The following is a 17,231-nucleotide window of genomic DNA, read 5'->3' as shown; positions in this document are numbered from 1 at the left end:
CGGGCGGGTCTGTCAGCGGCGAGTCCGGGAGCGCGTCAGCCGCGCCCCGGACCGTCGGCCCCCTCCCCGCCGTCGGGCGCACCACGGCGGGCTCGACCCCCGCTTCGCTCGTACCAGCCGAACGCGGCGCAGCAGGTGAGCAGCGCCAGGCCGAACATCGGCAGCCAGGCCAGCCGGGCGAGCACCCATCCGCCGTCGTCCGGGACGGTGTGCAGGCCTGGCAGGGGGGCGCCCGCGAACAGGCCGAGCGCGGTGACGGCGATCAGCGCCGTCTGGTGCCAGAGGAACACGGTCATCGCGGAGAGGTTCACCAGCGCCACGACGGCCCAGGCGGCGGGGCGGCGCATCGACCGCCGCAACGGGCCGAGCAGCAGCAGGGCGGCCCCACACTGGGCGAGCCCGAAGGTGACGGCCGCGAGGGTCGGCGGATCCAGGTTCGAGACCACCGCGCCCGGCACGCCGACCATGGCGGCCGGGTACCCGCCCCACGCGACGAGCCCCGCCGTCACGGCGGCGCCACCGGCGAGCAGCCCCCACCCGGTGGCACGCGCCGGGACGCCGCGGGTGGCGCAGGCCGCGCCCAGGCAGTACGGCACCAGCCAGCCGGCCACGACGTTCACCCAGCCGAGCCATTCCGGCCCGCCCAGGCCGAACCGCGCCACATCGACGCACGCCACCACGACCGGCGGCACCGCGGGGTGCAGCCTGCGCGCCAGCGGAGTCACGGCCGTCAGCACCGCGAAGACCACCAGGAACCACAGCGGCGACAGCACCAGCTTGACCAGCGCCCGCACGCTGTCCAGCCCGGCCCCCGACACGAGCATCGCGCCGGCCGCCACCGCCCACACCACCAGCACGGCGGCGACCGGCCGGAACAGCCGCACGGTCCGGTCGCGCAGCCACCGCCCGTACGTCTGGCCCCCGGCCCGGGCGGCGGCCTGCCCGCGCGCCCCCACCCAGCCGCCCACCAGGAAGAACACGGCCAGCGTCTGGAACACCCACGAGACGGGGGCGAGCTGCGGCAGGTGGCGCAGCGGGCTGGCGGCCCGCACCGTGCCGCTGTCGGCGACCAGCGCGGTCACCAGCCAGTGCCCCAGCACCACCCCGCCGATCGCCAGCGCGCGCAGCGCGTCCAGCCCCCGGTCCCGGTCCGCCGGGGTGGCCGCCTCGATCCGCCGGACGGCGTCCCGGCCGAGCGCCCGGAGCGCGCCGGCGTCCCGGCGCGTCCTCTCCCCGCGCGCGCCGGGGATCGCGCGCGGGTCAGCCACGGTGGCCTGCCGCGACGGGCGGTGCTTCCAGGATGATCCGGGCGACGTTCTCCAGCGCCACGGAACCGGGCCTCAGGTAGTCGCTGTGGCCGCCGTCGCCCGCCGCGAACACCCGGGCACCGAACTCCGGGGACACCGGGTCCGTCCCGAACCCCAAGGTGGTGAAGGGCAGCCGCACCCGCGTGTGCGGCACGGCCGAGACCCAGTCGCCCGTGGCCCGGCCCGTCCACACGGTGGCCCGGGTCCCCAGCCCGGCGACGTGGTCCACGCCGGTGCCCGGGCTGCCGTACAGGACGACGTCCGAGACCCCCGGCTCCGACGCCACCCGGGCGCACACCACGGACCCGTAGGAGTGGCACACGAGGGAGATCCGGGCGGCCGGCCGCAGCGCGCGAAGCTCACGCACGAAACGGCGCAGCCCCGGCGCGGCCTCGGCGGCGCGTCCCGAGGTCAGCACCTCCGGACCGAACAGGCTCGGCGTCCGGTACCCCAGCCACGCGACGACGACGGACGCGCCGTCCCCGCCGCGCTCCCGTAACTCCCGCTGGAGCGAGGCCGCGCCCCCGTGCAGGCGGCCGTACCGGTCGAGATCGGTGTCCGTGCCGGGGACCAGGACGGCGATCCGCCCGGCCCGCGCCAGGTCGCCGAACACCTCGACGGTACGGCCCCCGTCGCGGCCGTCGAAGGACAGCAAGGCGCGCGACGGGCCGGCCATGGCGCGCAGAGAGCCGGCCCGCCGCAGGTGACCGTGTTCGGCGGCCATCCGCTCCGCGTCCGCGATGGCCGCGCGGGAGGCGGCGTACCGCTCGGCGAGCGCGGCCTGCGTGGCGGTACGCAGCGGCCTCACGGGGGCCGGAACGGGGGCGGGCACGGCCGGGGGCTTGGCCGCCCCCGACACCGGCACGACCACCGACGCGGTGACGAGCACGCACAGCAGCGCCCGCCGCAGCCGCCCCGGCCGCGCCGCTCCCCGCCTCGGTTCACCGCCCCGCGACCGGCCTCGCTCGGCAGGGCCGCCCGGGGGCTGTTCGCCGGTCGTGCGACCCTCCTGCGACGGGCCTTCGGGGGCCGTGGGGTGAGCCGTGGGAGGGAGGGGAGCGCGGGAGGCGTCGCGCGGCCGGGGCGCCATCGGTGGGGTCCTTCCGTACCGGAGGTGGTCGTGATGGCCAAGCTAGGGATCACGCCTTGTCACCGGCGTCCCGCCGCGGGCCCCACCTGCGGCCTGGCTCTCAGGTACTACGCGGTCGGGTTAATCGATTGACGCGCGGCCACCCGGACACCCACGATGATCGGCGGCATACGAGGGACGAAGGGGCGCCAGTGACGGAAGAGACACGCACCGACCAACCGGCCCAGAGTCCCCCACCCGAGAACCCGCCGGAGGACCCGGGCACTTCGCCCACCGACACCCCGCCCACCGACACCCCGCCCACCGACACCCCGCCCACCGACACCCCGCCCGGCAGCGCCCGTTCGCTGTGGCGCGACCGCAACTTCTCGATCTTCTGGGCGGCGCAGACCCTCTCGGTGGCCGGCGACTCGTTCGCGCTCATCGCCGTCCCCCTGCTCATCCTCCACACCACGGGCTCCGTCGCCCAGATGGGCCTGCTCACCGGCGTGTCCGGCGCGGCGTCGGTGGCCGCGGGCGTCTTCGCCGGGGTGCTCGTCGACAGGTTCGACCGGCGCCGGCTGCTCATCGGCTGCGACCTCGCCCGGTGCGTCCTCTACGCGCTGATCCCGCTGGCCTGGCTCACCGGCCCGCACATCTGGCTGCTGTACGCGGTGCTGCCGCTCGCCGCGGCCGTCGGCATGCTCTTCCAGGTCACCTACGTCTCCACGGTCCGCAGCCTCGTCGGTGACCGGCACGTCACCGAGGCCAACGGCCGGCTCTACGCGACCGCCGCCGCGGCGGGCATCCTCGGCCCGATGCTGGCCGGCGTGGTCGCGGGCGTGTGGGGGGCGAGCGCGGCGATCGCCGTCAACGCCGGCAGCTTCGCGGTGTCCGCGATCGGCGTCTACCTGGTCCGCATTCCCCGCCACGCGCCCGCCGCCGGGCAGGCGGGGGAGCGGTCCTGGCGCGACCTGGTGGCCGGGGCCGTGTTCCTGTGGCGGCACCCGGTGCTGCGCGTGCTGACGGTCCTGCTGTCGTTCTTCATCTTCCTGACGCTCGGGCTCACCGACATCGTGATCTTCCGGCTCAAGCACGACCTGGGCCAGTCCGACGCGGTCATCGGCGGGGTCCTCGGCGGCGCCGCCGTCGGCACGATGATCGGCTCGCTCGTGGTGGCGCGGGTGCGCAAGCGGGCCGGGTTCGGGCCCACCTGGATCGGCGCCCAGACCGTGGGCGGGCTCGCCATCATCGCCATCGGCTTCACCGGCGGCGTGTGGGGGGTGGCCGTGGCGATGGCCGGCTACCTCGCCTGCGTCAGCGTCGCCGGGATCTGCTCGATGTCGCTGCGCCAGCAGGTGACCCCCGACCACCTGCTCGGCCGGGTCACCTCGGCGTTCTGGACCATCCACTTCTCGCTCGGCCCGGTCGGCGCCGCGGCCCTGGGATGGGGCGCGGCGCGGTTCGGCACGAGTGCGGTGTTCGTGTTCGCGGGCTGCTGCTGCCTGCTCCTCGCGGCCGCCGCCCTGTGCACGCCGGTACGCCTCAGGCACCCGGAGGCCGCCGGAGCGGCTGTCAGCGGCCCGAGATGAGGTCGGCCAGGCGGGCGTAGGCCGAGGTCGTCGTGCCCCGGTCGTTCTCGTGCCGGTCGGCCGCCCGGTACAGCGTGTAGATGAGCCGCACCCCGGCCCACCGCAGCGGCTCCGGCTCCCACTGGCGCACCTGGCGGCCCACCCATGGCAGCGCGGTCAGCGCGGTGTCGCGCCGCAGCACCAGGTCGCGCAGGGTGCGCCCGGCCAGGTTGGTGGTGGTCACGCCGCTGCCCACGTAGCCGCCCGCCCAGCCGAGCCCGGTGGCGTGGTCGAGGTGCACGGTCGAGCACCAGTCGCGCGGCACTCCGAGCACCCCGCACCACGAGTGCTGCACCCGCGCGTCCGCCGCCGCCGGGAACAGCTTGACCAGCATCCGCCACAGCAGCGCGACCGTGGACGCCTGGGTGGCGCCCCGGCGGTCGGTCCGCGAGCCGAACCGGTACGGCACGCCGCGCCCGCCGATCGCGATGCGGTCGTCGGCGGTGCGCTGGGCGTAGACGTAGGCGTGGGCGGTGTCGCCGAGCAGTTCGCTCTGCGCCCAGCCGATGTGCTTCCACACCTCGGCGGGCAGCGGCTCGGTGACGATCATGGAGCTGTTCATCGGCAGCCACTGGCGGCGCTGCCCGGCCAGGCCCGCGGTGAACCCCTCGGTGGCCCGGATGACGTACTCGGCCGACACGACGCCCCGCGTGGTGACGGCCTCGGCGGGCCGGCCGTTCCCGCGCGGGCGGATCTCGGTCACGGTGGTGTCCTCGAAGACGTCCACCCCCAGTCCGGCCACGACCCGGGCCAGCCCGACGGCGAGCTTGGCCGGCTGGACGCGGGCGCAGTGCGGGGAGTAGGCGGCCTCCAGCGCGCCCGCGACCTGCAGGCGCTCCCGCTGCTCGTCGCGGCCCAGGAGCCGCATGTCGTCCTCGCCGTAGCCCCAGGCGCGCAGGTCGGCCACCTCGGCGCGCAGCCGGCGGCGCTGCGCCGGGTTGGTGGCGACGTGCAGCACGCCGCCCTTGTGCACGTCGGCGTCGACGCCCTCCTGCCGGACGACGTCGATGACCTCGTCCACCGCGCCGAACATCGCGTGCTGCAGGTCGATCATGGCCTGCCGGCCGCGCGCCTTGGCGTGCCGCTCGCGCGAGCCGGCGAACTCGGCCGAAAGCCAGCCGCCGTTGCGGCCCGACGCCCCGAACCCGGCGAACTCCTTCTCCAGCACCGCCACGCGCAGGCCGGGGTCGGCCTTCTTCAGGTAGTAGGCCGTCCACAGGCCGGTGTAGCCGCCGCCGACGATGGCCACGTCGTACGCGCGGGAGCCCGGAAGCGCCGGCCGCCGGTCCGGCAGGCCGATCTGCCGGTACCAGAAGGAGACCCCGCCATTGGCGAAGTCCCCGCTCAGCGGGATGCCTCGTGTCACGTCAGGAACCTTCCCCATCCGGTTCATCGGAAAAGCGTACGAAATAGGACAAAAGACTAAGGTGTCGGCGGGCTGACCACCCACAGCACCTCGGCTGTCTCGTCGCCGTCGTTGACCGCCCGGTGGGGGACGGAGGTGCGGTACTCGACGCTGTCTCCCGGCCCCAGCGCGTGCGGCTCGGCCTCGCCGGGCGGGCCGAGCCAGACCGCGACCCTGCCGCGCAGCACCAGGAAGATCTCCTGGGAGTCGCCGTGCGTGTACGGCTCGTCTCCGGTGGAGGCGCCAGGATCGAGCTCGCCGGCGTACACCTCCACGTCGCGCAGCGGGCGCTGGGAGACGAGGAACTTGCGCGCGCCGGGTCCGGCGGGCAGGGCGGGACGCTCAGCGCGGCGCACCACCCGGTGGCCCACCTCGGCGTCGTCGCTGAACAGCTCGGCCACCGTCAGGCCGAGTGCCTGCGCGATCCGGCGCAGCATCCCCACGCTCGCGCTGGTCTGCCCGCGTTCGAGCTGGCTGATGAAGCTGGGACTGGCCTGGGCCGCGCCGGCGAGCGCGCGCACGGTCAGCCGGCGCATGGTCCGGTATGCCCGGATGCGGGCGCCCAGACGTGCGGTCTCCGACTCGGCCATCGAACCCCTTGATCGCCTCTACTGAACAGCTTGTTCAGTGACAACGAGGGGACCGTACACCCATTCGATAACGGCGCGATAACGTGCCTGGCAGGCGGCCTCGGCCGCTCAGGCGGGCTGCCACCCGGGGGTGTCGCCGTGCAGGCTGCGGTAGAACGGGTCACCCGGCCCGATCTCGCCCGCGCGGACCGTCCGGCCGGTCAGCGCCGCCTTGTACATCGCGGTGACCAGCTCCAGCGAGCGCCGCCCGTCCTCGCCGCTGCCCCGCGGTCGCCGGCCGGCCCGCAGGTCGTCGAGCAGGCCGCGCAACTGGGCCGCGTGCGAGCTGGGCACGTCCTCCGGCGGCGGCCAGGCGATCTCGGCCGCGTCCCGGGCCGGGGTGTAGGTCCAGTCGGCGTTGGAGTAGCCGTACAGGTGGGTCAGCTCCAGCGTCGCGCCGGCCAGGTCGATGCGCAGGTGGCTCACCTGGCGCGGCGACAGGGCGCTGTTGACCACAGTGGCCAGCGCGCCCGAGGAGAAGCGGACCAGGGCCGTGGTGACGTCGTCGGTCTCCACGTCGCGGGCCAGCCGGGCCGCCATCGCCCGCACCTCGCTCCAGTCGCCGAGCAGCTCCAGCATCAGGTCCATCTGGTGGATGCCGAGCCCCATCGCCGGCCCGCCGCCCTCGCTCTCCCAGCGCCCGCGCCACGGCACGGCGTAGTAGGCGTCGTCGCGGAACCAGGTCGTCTGGCAGTGCGCCACGTACGGGTCGCCGAGCGCGCCCTCGGCGATCAGCCGCCGCAGGTGCTGGGAGCTGGAGCCGAACCGCTGCTGGAAGACGATCGCCGCGAACGGCCCGCCCTCCCGCTCGGCGGCGAGCATCGCGTCGTACTCGGCCAGCGACAGGCACGGCGGCTTCTCGCACCACACCCACGCGCCGGCCCGCAGCGCGGCCACCGCCTGCGCGCTGTGCAGCGCGGGCGGGCTGGTGATGACGACCAGGCCCGGCCGCACCTCGGCGAGCGTCCGGTCGAGGTCGGCCGAGGCGTGCGCCAGCCCGAACTCGTCGGCGAACGCCCGGGCCAGCTCCTCCGTCGCGTCCACGACGGCCACCACCTCCACCTCCTCGGCCAGCTCGCGGAAGAGGGGCAGGTGGGCGTGTCGGGCGATCTGCCCGCCGCCGACGACGGCGACGCGGAGCGGGGACGGCACGGGACGGAGCCTCCAATGGAAAGCGCTTGCCGAAGCACCGTAACGTGCCCTGACGACCCCGGCAAGCGACCTCACTGCCGGGCCACCGGCTCCACCCCCTCGCGGGCGGCCCGCGCGATCTGCTCCGCCGCCCCGCGCAGCGGCTCGACCAGCCGGTGCAGCTCGCGGGCCCGCCGGGAGGCGATCACGATGCCCAGCGCGGCGACCGGCCGCCCGTCCACCAGCACCGGCGCGGCGGCCGAGCAGCTCCCGAGCGTCATCTCCTCGTACGTCAGCGCGTAGCCCTGGGCCCGCACGGCGGCCAGCTCGCGCGCCAGCCGGCCCGGCTCGGTGATCGTGTGCGGGGTCGGCCGTTCCAGCTTGCGCGCCAGATACGCCTGCACGAACCAGTCGGGCTCGTAGGCCAGCAGCGCCTTGCCCACCCCGGTCGGGTGCATCGGCAGCCGCCCGCCGGTCCGGGACACGATCGGCACGGCCCGCCGGCCGTGCACCTTGTCCACGTACAGCACCTCCAGGCCGTCGCGGACGGCCAGATGGACGTTCTCCCCGGTGCTCGCGAACACCTCCTGCAGCCATGGATGGGCCACGTCCTGCAGCCGGGCGGGCGCGAGCTGGCCCAGCTCCCACAGCCGCATCCCGATCCGCAGCCGGCCGTCGGGCGTGCGGCTGAGCGCCTGCCACCCCTCCAGCTCCGCCACCAGCCGGTGCGCCGTGCTCAGCGCCACCCCGCTGCGGCGCGCCAGGTCGCTCAGCGTGAGCTGCTGATGGGCGGAGTCGAACGCGCCCAGGATGGCGAGCACCTTGGACGTCACCGAACGCCCGCCCTCCCGCGCTCCACCGGCCATGCGCCCCATCCTGCCCCCTGTCTTCCACTCAGCGGAAGAGGCGCCTCGGCGCGGCCGCCGCCGGGCGGGATGCTGGCCCCATGCGAACTCAGGTCGGGATCATCGGGGCGGGCCCAGCGGGCCTGCTCCTGTCTCACCTGCTCCACCAGCGCGGCATCTCCTCCGTGGTCCTGGAGAAACACAGCCGGGAGCACGTCGAACGGCGCGTGCGCGCCGGCGTCCTGGAGCAGGGCACGGTCGACACGCTGGTGCGGGCGGGCGTCGGCGACAGGCTGCTGCGCGAGGGGCTGCCGCACCAGGGCATCGAGCTCCGGTACGGCGCCGAGAGCCACCGCATCGCGTTCGACAAGCTCGTACCGGGCAGGTCCATCACCGTGTACGGGCAGCAGGAGGTCGTCAAGGACCTCATCGCCGCCAGGATCGAGGCGGGCGGCGACATCCGGTTCGAGGTCGACGACGTGGCGCTGCACTCGCTGCGGGAGCGCCCCTACCTGACCTTCGGCGACGGCGAGCGGCTCGACTGCGACGTCATCGCCGGCTGTGACGGCTTCCACGGCGTGTCACGGCCGTCCGTCCCCGACGGCGTGCTGACCGTCTACGAGCGCGCCTACCCCTTCGCCTGGCTCGGCGTCCTCGCCCGGGTCGCGCCCTCGGCGGACGAACTCGTCTACGCCAGGAGCGAGCGCGGCTTCGCCCTGCACAGCATGCGCTCGCCCGAGATCAGCCGCTTCTACCTGCAGGTGCCGCCCGGCACCGACCCCGGCGACTGGCCGGACGAGCGGATCTGGGCCGAGCTGAAGACCCGGCTGGAGACCGTGCCCGGCTTCACCCTGGCCACCGGCGAGATCTTCGAGAAGAGCGTCACGCCGATGCGCGGGTTCGTCACCGAACCCATGCAGTACGGCAGGCTCTACCTCGCCGGCGACGCCGCCCACATCGTGCCGCCCACCGGCGCCAAGGGGCTCAACCTGGCCGTCGCCGACGTGCGCGTGCTGACCGAGGCGCTCGACAGCTTCTTCGCGACGGGCTCGGCCGACCTGCTCGACGGCTACTCGCGGGCGTGCCTGAAGCGGGTGTGGCGGGCGCAGCACTTCTCCTGGTGGATGACGACCCTGCTGCACACCTTCGACACCGACGACGACTACGGCCGGCGGCTGCAGGTGTCCCACCTCGACCACGTCACCTCCTCGGAGGCGGCGGCGACGACCCTGGCGGAGAACTACGTGGGCCTGCCGTGACGACCCTGACCCCCGTCCCATCACGCCACCACCGAGGACCGACATGACCGCCCCGCACCCGCCCTACCTGAGCCCCGGCTACCGCAGCACGATCCTGCGGGCCCCCTCCCAGCCGCCGGTGCCGTTCCGGGCCGACCCCGACACGATCGAGCTGACCAGCCCCGTCTTCGGGCACGAGGAGGTCGGCGAGCTCGACGCCGACCTGACCCGCGGGCACGCGGGCGAGCCGATCGGCGAGCGCATCATCGTCACCGGCCGCGTCCTCGACGACACCGGCCGGCCGCTGCGCGGCACGCTGCTGGAGCTGTGGCAGGCCAACTCGGCCGGCCGGTACGCGCACGACCTCGACCGGCACCCGGCCCCGCTGGATCCCAACTTCACCGGCGCCGGCCGCTGCCTCACCGACGACGAGGGCCGCTACCGGTTCGTCAGCGTCAAGCCCGGCGCCTACCCCTGGCGCAACCACCCCAACGCCTGGCGGCCCGCCCACCTTCACTTCTCCGTGTTCGGGACGGCGTTCACCCAGCGGCTCGTCACCCAGATGTACTTCCCGGGCGACCCCCTCATTCCGTTCGACCCGGTCATGCAGTCCATCCCCGACGCCGCCGCCCGCGAACGGCTCGTCTCGTCCTTCTCACTCGACGTGACCGAGCCGGAGTGGGCGCTGGGGTACACCTTCGACATCGTGCTCGGCCGTACGCCCGTGGAGAACCCATGACCATCACACCGTCGCAGACCGTCGGGCCGTTCTTCGCCCACGCGCTGCCGTACCCGCATGACTGGGAACTCGTGCCGCCCGGTCACCCCGGCGCCATCACCCTGGAGGGGCGGGTGCTCGACGGGGCGGGCGACCCGGTGCCCGACGCGCTGCTGGAGCTGTGGCTCGGCCGGACCGGCGACCGGGGCGCGCTGCGGCGCGGCGACGGCGGGGTCTCGGGGTTCGGCCGGTGCGCCACGGCGCCCGACGGCACGTACCGGTTCCGCACGGCGCCGCCTGCCGGGCCGTACCTGTCGCTGCAGATCTTCGCCCGCGGGCTGCTGCGGTCGGTGCTCACCCGCGTCTACCTGGCCGACGTGCCCGACCCGCTGCTCGACGGCCTCGACCCCGCGCGGCGCGCCACCCTGCTCGCCACCCCGCTCGACACCCGCTCGGGCGACGCCTACCAATTCGACGTGCGGCTGCAGGGGGAGGGGGAGACGGTCTTCCTTGACTTCTGACCACACTCCGGCCGGAACGCCCGGCGGCGTGTCCGGTGAGGCGTTCGGCGGGGCCGCCGACGATCGCGCCCCGGACGGCGGGCTGCTCGCCCCGGTGCGCGCGGGCACCCGCGTGGAGCGGCTCACGTCCGACGCGGCGTGGGTGCGCGCCATGCTGGACGCCGAGGCGGCCCTCGCCCGCGCCGAGGCCCGCGCCGGCCTCATCCCCGAACGGGCCGCGACGCTCATCACCCGGGCGGCGGCGGACCTCACCGTGGACCCCTCGGGCCTGGCCCGCCGCGCCCGTGACTCGGCCACCCCGGTGGTCCCCCTGGTCGCCGACCTGCGCGCCGCCCTGCGAGCCACGGCACCCGAGGCCGCCGCCCACGTGCACAAGGGCGCGACCAGCCAGGACATCGTCGACAGCGCCGCCATGCTGGTCGCCTCCCGCGCGGTGACCGCGATCACGGCCTTTCTGGAGGCGGCGATGCGCCCGCTGGCCGCGCTCGCGGACCGGCACCGCGACACCGTGATGGCCGCCCGCACCCTCGGGCAGCAGGCCGCCCCCACGACGTTCGGCCTGAAGGCGGCCGGCTGGCTGGCCGGACTGCTGCACGCCCGAGACCGGCTGCTGGCCCTCCGGCTGCCCGCCCAGCTCGGCGGCGCAGCCGGCACGCTCGCAGCCCTCGTCGAGACAGCCGGCACCGAAACAGTCAGCACCGAAACAGTCAGCACCGGGACCGGCGGCACCGAGACCAGTGGGACCGGGGCGGGTGGGACCGGGGCGGGTGGCGTGCGCGTGCCGCAGGCGCTGGCCCTCGCCCTCGTGGACCTGTACGCCCAGGAACTGGGGCTGGCCGCACCGCTGGTGCCCTGGCACACCGACCGGGCGGTGGTCGGCGAGCTGGGAGCCGCCCTCGCGGGCACCGCCGAAGCGCTCGGCAAGGTGGCGACGGACGTCATCCTGCTGGCCCAGACGGAGGTGGGCGAGGTCGCCGAGGCCACCCCCGGTGCTTCGTCGGCCATGCCGCACAAGCGCAACCCCGCCCGGTCCGTGCTGATCCGCTCGGCCGCGATCCAGGTGCCGGTGTACGCCCAGTTGCTGGGCCGCGCCGGCGAGCACGAGCGCGCCGCCGGGGCGTGGCAGGCGGAATGGGCGCCCCTGCGCGAGTGCCTGCGGCTGACCGGCGGCGCCGCCGAAACGGCCGCCGAGCTGCTGGCGGGCCTGCGGGTGTTCCCCGAGCGGATGCGCGCGAACCTCGCCCTCACCGGCGGTCGCGTCGTCTCCGAACGCCTGGCCGCACACCTGCCGAAAGACGAACTGGCCGAAATGCTGCGCGGCGATGACCCGCTCCGAGCCCCGGACGAACTGCTCGACCCGTCCGCCTACCTCGGCGCCGCCCGCGAACTCGTCGACCGCGTCCTCGCCGCCTACCACGACCGGTGCCCGTGACACCCACTCCGACACCGCGCACGGGGCGCTACCGACGCCTGTCCGGCACCGAGCACCGGAGACCCCGACGCCGCTCAGCACCGCACCACCAGGACGGACCATGACAACACCGCTCACCCTGCACCACCGCGTCGACGGCCCCGCCGACGGGCCGCTGCTCGTCCTCGGGCCGTCGCTCGGCACCACGATGGACGTCTGGCTGCCCCAGCTCCCCGTGCTGACCGCGTCCTGGCGGGTGCTCAGGTACGACCTGCCCGGCCACGGCGGCTCCCCGGCCGCGTCCGCCGGGTTCACGATCGACACCCTGGCCCGGGCCGTCCTGGAGCTCGTGCCGGACGAGCCCTTCGTCGTCGGAGGCGTCTCCCTCGGCGGCGCCATCGCCACCGCCATCGCCGGCGCGCTCGGCGCCACAGATGGTGACGCGGACGGCGGCACGACCAGTGGCACGGACGGCGGCACGACCAGTGGCACGGACGGCGGCAGGGCCAGTGGCACGGGCGGTGGCACGGACGGCGGCAGGACCAGCGGCACGGGCGGTGGCACCGGCGGTACGGGTGCCGCGCGGGGACACCGCCGGGTACGCGGCCTGGTGCTCTGCTGCACCGCCGCCCGCTTCGGCGATCCCGGGCCCTGGCGGGAACGGGCCGCCGCCGTCCGCGCCGGAGGGGTGGCGGCCCTCGCCCCGGTGCTCGGGCCCCGCTGGTTCACCCCGGGTTTCGACGGCGGCTGGGTGCTGGACATGCCGGCCGGGGTGGACGCCGAGTCGTACGCGGCCTGCTGCGAGGCGCTCGCCGCCTGCGACCTCACCCGCAGCCTGCCCGCGATCACCGTCCCCACCCTGGTCGTGGCCGGAGCGGAGGACCCCGCGACCACGCTGGAGCAGGCCCTCGTCCTCGCCGGCGGCATCCCGGACGCCCAACTCACGGTCGTCCCGCACGCCGCCCACCTGGCCAACGTGGAACGCGCGGACGCCGTCACCCTGGCGATCACCGGCCACCTGCGCCGCCTTGAGCCCGGGGACCGCCCAGAGAGCGACCCTCGGGACCGCGACCGTCCGGACCGCGACCGTCCGGACCGCGACCGTCCGGACCGCGACCGTCCGGCCCGCAACCGTCCGGCCCGCGACCGGGAGGAGCAGGACCGGGAGGAGCAGGGCCGGGAGAATCGCCGCCGGGAGGATCGGAGCCGGGAGGAGAGCTGGGCGGCCGGGATGAAGACGCGGCGCCAGGTGCTGGGCGACGACCACGTGGACCGGGCGGTCGCCACCACCACCGGCTTCACCCACGACTTCCAGCACCTCATCACCCGCTACGCCTGGGACGAGATCTGGAACCGCCCCGGCCTCGACCGCCGCACCCGCAGCTGCGTCACCCTCACCGCCCTCGCCGCCCGCGGTCACCTGGACGAGCTGGCCATGCACGTCCGGGCGGCGCTGCGCAACGGCCTCACCCCGGACGAGATCGGTGAGGTGTTGCTGCAGACGGCGATCTACTGCGGGGTCCCGGCCGCCAACGCCGCCTTCGCCGTCGCCCAGCGCGTCCTCGCCGACGACTGATCCCGAACCGGGTTGCGCCTGCGCGGGAACGCGGGAGGATGCCTGGCATGGCGAGAGTCGTGGTGAGTGAGGAGCTGATCCGGCACTGCGCGGACGGGCGTTCGTTCGACCGTGGCAAGGCCTACTTCGCGCAAGGGGTGGTGCGAAGGATGGCCGTCGACGGCACGTCGGTGACGGCGACGGTGGACGGCACCCGTCCCTACCGGGTGCGGCTGCGCGTGACAGCGGCGGGTCTGGAGGGGGAGTGCAGCTGCCCGTACGGCGCCGACGGGATGTTCTGCAAGCACTGCGTCGCGGCCGGGCTGGCCTGGCTGGCGAGCGAGGAGCCGACGCCCGCGCCGGCCGGTGTCCCGGCGAAGGTCACCGACGCGGCGCTGCGTGACTTCCTCCACCGGCAGGACACGCGCTGGCTGGCCGCCGAGCTGCTGCGTGTCGCGCGGGCCGATCCGCTGCTGCGGGCACGGTTGGAGGTGGCGGCGGGCGCCGACCCCCGCCATGCCTTCGACGACCGGGTCCTGCGCCGCCGGCTGGAGGACGCGATCGAGCTCGACGAGCACGTCCCCTACGGTGGCCTCGGCCGCATCGAGGACGTGCTGGGCGAGGTGGCCGAGCTGATCGGTGAAGGCTTCGCCGATCAGGCGGTGACCCTGGCCGAGTACGCGATGGGGCTGATCGAGGACGCGGCGGGCTACGTGGACGACTCCGACGGAGAGTTGGGCGACGCGCTCGCCGCGGCGGAACGCGTCCATCTCGACGCCTGCAGGGCCGGCCGCCCCGACCCGGAGGCTCTCGCGGACCGGCTGGTGGACACGGCGCTGGCCAGCGAGTACGAGGTGTTCCTCGACGCCATGCCCGACTACGCCGAGGTCCTCGGCGAGGCGGGCATGGCCCGCTACCGGCAGCGGGTGGAGGCGGCCTGGCAGGCGCTGCCGCCCAAGCGGCCGGGCAGATACGACAGCAACCGCTTCACCGTCACTCATCTGATGGAGAGGCTGGCCGCCTGCGAGGGTGGCACCGACGCGCTGGTCGAGGTCCTCGCGCGGGACGCCGGATCCGCCTACGACATGCTGCGGGTGGCGCAGACGCTGGCCGCCGACGCCAGGCCCGAGGAGGCGCTGCACTGGATCCGGCGCGGCCTGGACGACACCGGCGACGACGACTGGCCGGGCGGCAGGCACGGCGAAGGGCTGCGCGCCCTGGGCGCCGAGTGCCTGCTGCGTCTCGGTCGCCGCGCCGAGGCGGCCGAGCTGCTGTGGGCGAACTTCGAGGCGGCTCCGACGTTGACGGCCTACCAGGCGTTACGCGCCGCCACCGCCGAGGACTCCACCATGTGGCGGGACCGGGCGCTGGACCTGCTGACCGACCGGCCCGCCGCCGAGGCCCGCGACGGCGTCGGACGCCCGCGGGGTGCCGGGCCCTCGGCCCTGGTGGAGATCCTGCTGTGGGAGGGGGACGCCGACGGCGCATGGCAGGCCGCGCGGCAGGGGGACTGCCGCCAGGACCTGTTGCTCCGGGTGGCCAGGGCCCGCGCGGCGACACATCCGGCCGACGCCCTGCCGGTCCTGTGGCAGGTCGCCGAACGACTGATCGAGCAGCGGAACCGGTCGGCCTACCGGGAGGCGGCGGGCCTGCTGGCCGAGTCCGAGTCCGTGGCCGGCAGGTGCGGGCGCACCGACGACTTCCAGGCGCACCTGACGACACTGCGCGCCGCGCACAGGGCCAAGCGGGCCCTTCGCGACGAACTCGACCGAGCCCGTCTCCCCGGCGGGTAGGGCGTTCGCCCCCGTCTCCGGTCACGTCACAGATGCGGTGTGTGGGTCGTCCGGCGCGTCCTGCCCGACGGATGATCCGGCTCCACCACAGGCTCCACCGGCCCGGGCCGCGAGGCGTGCCAGGGCCGGCGGTGTCAGGAGCCGGGTGGGGTCCGGAAGTGGTGGTCGGCCTGGTGCCGGTCGTCGTACACGGTGAACGGGGTGGGGCTCAGGGCGTCCAGTCGCTGCCGGAACCCGGCGGTGAGCCCGGTGAGGACCAGCGCCCCGGAGGCGGCCTCGACCCGCTGCTTCGCCGTGATCAGCGCGGCGACGCCCACCGCGTCCCAGAACGTCACCCCGCTCAGGTCGAGCACCAGCCGCGGCCGTGCCCGGTCGCCGGCCACGATGTCGCCCACCACGGTGGTGACCTGCTCGGCGGCCTGCTCGCTCAGGGTGCCGGTGAGTTCGAGCAGGACGTACGAGCCGCGTTCGTGCCGTCCGAGAGCGAACGGCGAGTCGCCCGCCGGGCCGGCGGGCACGGTGAAGTCGACGGTGGCGACGGTCCCGTCGGGCCCGGTGGCGAGCGTGAACCCGTCGGTCAGGTAGCGCGCGATCCACAGCCCGTGCCCGTGCCGGACCGGCCACCGGTCACCCGCGCCGCCGCCGGTGCCTTCACCCGCGCTGTCGATCGAGCCGGGGTCCGCGCCATCGCGTGGGCCGCCGCCCACGATGTGGCCGGTGCCGTCGTCCGTGCCCGTGCCGGCGCGCGGGTCGGCCGCGGACGGGCCCGCGTCGCGGACCTCGCAGCGCAGCGTGCCGCCCACGCGCCAGAGCCGCACCGTCCCGCGTCCCGCGCCGTGCAGGACCGCGTTCGTGGCCAGTTCGTGCACGGTCATGACCAGGTCCATGACCCGCCCGTCGGGGAACCCGGCCTGCGAGGCGTGCGCCTCCAGCGTGGCCCGCAGCGCGTACAGCGAGTCGCCGTCGAAGGGCTGCTCCAGCAGTGGTTCGGCCGGTGCCGGGCCGGAACGGGCCGGCACTCCCGAGGCGGTCGGCGGGCCGCCCACGGGCCCCTCACCCGCCATGACCGGTCACCAGTCTGACTCCGGGAACGCCACCGGCGCCCAGCAGGACGAACCTGGAGGCGATCGGGGGGCCGCACCGTAGCGCCACCGAACGGTCGGCAGCCATGCTGCGCGCCGCGTCCAGGATCATCCGCGTGCACGACAGGTCGATGAAGGAAAGCTCGGACATGTTGATCGTGATGTCGCCGTCCACCCGGATCGCCTCGGACAGGGCCAGCGCCAGGGAGTCCTCGGCCGTCCGGTCGAGTTGGCCGGCCAGCCGGACCCCCGGTGGCGCGTACTGACGGCAGATGCGCAACAGCGGATCGCTGTGGTAGGTCGCCGCGGTCACCGAACGGGTGTGGAAGGAGGCCACCGACGCCAGCGTGACCGGGTCGAACCGATCACGGTCGTACTGGCACAACACCGACACACCGGTGTCCGACAACGCCGTCGCGATCTCCTCCTCGAATGCCGGCAACTGCTCGATCCCGCTGATCGGCCGCAGCGCCCACCCCATGTCGAGCGCCACCCGCAGGCCGGCGTAGCCCCCGCGCGAGGTCAGCTCCCGCTGCCGGTGCAGCCACTCCATCGCGTGCGCCACCGTGAACGACGGCCCGGACAGCAGCCCGTCCTGGGAGGCCACCACGTCCATGCTCCCCGCCGCGGTGGCGGACCGCACGGCCACCCCCCGGCGGTCGAGCTCGGTCAGCGCCCCCTGCGGCTCCTCACACAGCCACACTACCCGCAGCCCGCCGGACAGTCCGTCACGGACGTACGCCGCGGTCAGGTCGAGCAGCTCTTCCGGCTCGCCGAAGGTCAGACACGCGTGATCATTGAGCTTCAAGTCAGTGATCTGCACCTCAGCGTTGATCGTCACCGCGTCACCCGTCCCACCCGAGAGTCCTCCACAGGACCACCCAGAGTAGTGATCG

The 17,231-nt window shown here is 74.9% G+C and carries 15 protein-coding genes; 7 read left to right on the top strand and 8 right to left on the bottom strand.

Annotated features, from left to right (window positions below; translation table 11 throughout):
- Positions 1-35: 35 nt before the first annotated feature.
- Positions 36-1,268: an acyltransferase family protein gene (locus FHU36_RS26265; protein ID WP_312891832.1), complete on the bottom strand. Its 1,233-nt coding sequence runs from the start codon at positions 1,266-1,268 to the stop codon at positions 36-38.
- Complete coding sequence (locus FHU36_RS26260) at positions 1,261-2,196, bottom strand: alpha/beta hydrolase (protein ID WP_312891831.1); 936 nt, start codon at positions 2,194-2,196, stop codon at positions 1,261-1,263. The genes FHU36_RS26265 and FHU36_RS26260 overlap by 8 nt, the downstream gene beginning before the upstream one ends.
- A 392-nt stretch (positions 2,197-2,588) precedes the next feature.
- Between FHU36_RS26260 and FHU36_RS26255 the strand changes: the two genes are divergently transcribed.
- Positions 2,589-3,968 carry an MFS transporter gene (locus tag FHU36_RS26255; protein WP_221496581.1) on the top strand — a complete coding sequence of 460 codons (1,380 nt, stop codon included), beginning with the start codon at positions 2,589-2,591 and terminating at the stop codon, positions 3,966-3,968.
- On the opposite strand, the gene FHU36_RS26250 is transcribed toward FHU36_RS26255, so the two are convergent.
- From FHU36_RS26250 to FHU36_RS26235, 4 genes are all read right to left on the bottom strand, one after another.
- A complete protein-coding gene (locus FHU36_RS26250; protein ID WP_376774155.1) occupies positions 3,952-5,373 on the bottom strand; it encodes an NAD(P)/FAD-dependent oxidoreductase in 1,422 nt (473 codons plus the stop codon). The genes FHU36_RS26255 and FHU36_RS26250 overlap by 17 nt on opposite strands.
- Positions 5,374-5,429: 56 nt before the next feature.
- Positions 5,430-6,002 carry a helix-turn-helix domain-containing protein gene (locus FHU36_RS26245; RefSeq protein ID WP_185086484.1) on the bottom strand — a complete coding sequence of 191 codons (573 nt, stop codon included), beginning with the start codon at positions 6,000-6,002 and terminating at the stop codon, positions 5,430-5,432.
- A 108-nt stretch (positions 6,003-6,110) separates the two neighbouring features.
- Positions 6,111-7,193: a Gfo/Idh/MocA family protein gene (locus FHU36_RS26240; protein WP_185086483.1), complete on the bottom strand. Its 1,083-nt coding sequence runs from the start codon at positions 7,191-7,193 to the stop codon at positions 6,111-6,113.
- 71 nt (positions 7,194-7,264) lie between these two features.
- Positions 7,265-8,038: an IclR family transcriptional regulator gene (locus FHU36_RS26235; protein WP_185086482.1), complete on the bottom strand. Its 774-nt coding sequence runs from the start codon at positions 8,036-8,038 to the stop codon at positions 7,265-7,267.
- Between the two features lie 80 nt (positions 8,039-8,118).
- On the opposite strand from FHU36_RS26235, the gene FHU36_RS26230 reads away from it, so the two are divergent.
- From FHU36_RS26230 to FHU36_RS26200, 6 genes are all read left to right on the top strand, one after another.
- Positions 8,119-9,276, top strand: a complete 1,158-nt coding sequence (locus FHU36_RS26230) for a 4-hydroxybenzoate 3-monooxygenase (RefSeq protein WP_185086481.1) — start codon at positions 8,119-8,121, stop codon at positions 9,274-9,276.
- Positions 9,277-9,319: 43 nt separating this feature from the next.
- Entirely contained in the window at positions 9,320-9,994 is a 675-nt protein-coding gene (pcaH, locus tag FHU36_RS26225; protein ID WP_185086480.1) for a protocatechuate 3,4-dioxygenase subunit beta, read from the top strand.
- A complete protein-coding gene (locus FHU36_RS26220) occupies positions 9,991-10,494 on the top strand; it encodes a dioxygenase family protein (RefSeq protein ID WP_185086479.1) in 504 nt (167 codons plus the stop codon). Before pcaH ends, FHU36_RS26220 begins: the two co-directional genes overlap by 4 nt.
- The gene (locus FHU36_RS26215; RefSeq protein WP_246502571.1) at positions 10,484-11,926 is read left to right on the top strand and encodes a lyase family protein; all 1,443 of its coding nucleotides are present in this window, start codon (positions 10,484-10,486) and stop codon (positions 11,924-11,926) included. The genes FHU36_RS26220 and FHU36_RS26215 overlap by 11 nt, the downstream gene beginning before the upstream one ends.
- Before the next feature lie 100 nt (positions 11,927-12,026).
- The gene (gene pcaC, locus FHU36_RS44875) at positions 12,027-13,481 is read left to right on the top strand and encodes a 4-carboxymuconolactone decarboxylase (protein WP_246502570.1); all 1,455 of its coding nucleotides are present in this window, start codon (positions 12,027-12,029) and stop codon (positions 13,479-13,481) included.
- A 47-nt stretch (positions 13,482-13,528) separates the two neighbouring features.
- Positions 13,529-15,253 (top strand): SWIM zinc finger family protein, encoded by a 1,725-nt coding sequence (locus FHU36_RS26200; protein ID WP_185086478.1) that lies wholly within the window; start codon positions 13,529-13,531, stop codon positions 15,251-15,253.
- 134 nt (positions 15,254-15,387) lie between these two features.
- On the opposite strand, the gene FHU36_RS26195 is transcribed toward FHU36_RS26200, so the two are convergent.
- Positions 15,388-16,317: an ATP-binding protein gene (locus FHU36_RS26195; RefSeq protein ID WP_185086477.1), complete on the bottom strand. Its 930-nt coding sequence runs from the start codon at positions 16,315-16,317 to the stop codon at positions 15,388-15,390.
- The gene (locus FHU36_RS26190) at positions 16,307-17,176 is read right to left on the bottom strand and encodes an MEDS and STAS domain-containing protein (RefSeq protein WP_185086476.1); all 870 of its coding nucleotides are present in this window, start codon (positions 17,174-17,176) and stop codon (positions 16,307-16,309) included. Before FHU36_RS26190 ends, FHU36_RS26195 begins: the two co-directional genes overlap by 11 nt.
- Positions 17,177-17,231: the final 55 nt, after the last annotated feature.

The organism is Nonomuraea muscovyensis (genome assembly GCF_014207745.1).
GTDB lineage: Bacteria > Actinomycetota > Actinomycetes > Streptosporangiales > Streptosporangiaceae > Nonomuraea > Nonomuraea muscovyensis.
Note: the sequence above shows the minus strand (reverse complement) of the source record. Positions and strands in the feature narration are given on the sequence as shown.

What these genes read in the sequence shown, in the direction of transcription:
- pcaC (WP_246502570.1), top strand. Translation starts at nt 12,027, where the DNA reads ATGACAACACCGCTCACCCTGCACCACCGCGTCGACGGCCCCGCCGAC.
- FHU36_RS26220 (WP_185086479.1), top strand. Translation starts at nt 9,991, where the DNA reads ATGACCATCACACCGTCGCAGACCGTCGGGCCGTTCTTCGCCCACGCG.
- FHU36_RS26235 (WP_185086482.1), bottom strand. Translation starts at nt 8,038, where the DNA reads ATGGCCGGTGGAGCGCGGGAGGGCGGGCGTTCGGTGACGTCCAAGGTG.
- FHU36_RS26230 (WP_185086481.1), top strand. Translation starts at nt 8,119, where the DNA reads ATGCGAACTCAGGTCGGGATCATCGGGGCGGGCCCAGCGGGCCTGCTC.
- FHU36_RS26200 (WP_185086478.1), top strand. Translation starts at nt 13,529, where the DNA reads ATGGCGAGAGTCGTGGTGAGTGAGGAGCTGATCCGGCACTGCGCGGAC.
- FHU36_RS26245 (WP_185086484.1), bottom strand. Translation starts at nt 6,002, where the DNA reads ATGGCCGAGTCGGAGACCGCACGTCTGGGCGCCCGCATCCGGGCATAC.
- pcaH (WP_185086480.1), top strand. Translation starts at nt 9,320, where the DNA reads ATGACCGCCCCGCACCCGCCCTACCTGAGCCCCGGCTACCGCAGCACG.
- FHU36_RS26195 (WP_185086477.1), bottom strand. Translation starts at nt 16,317, where the DNA reads ATGGCGGGTGAGGGGCCCGTGGGCGGCCCGCCGACCGCCTCGGGAGTG.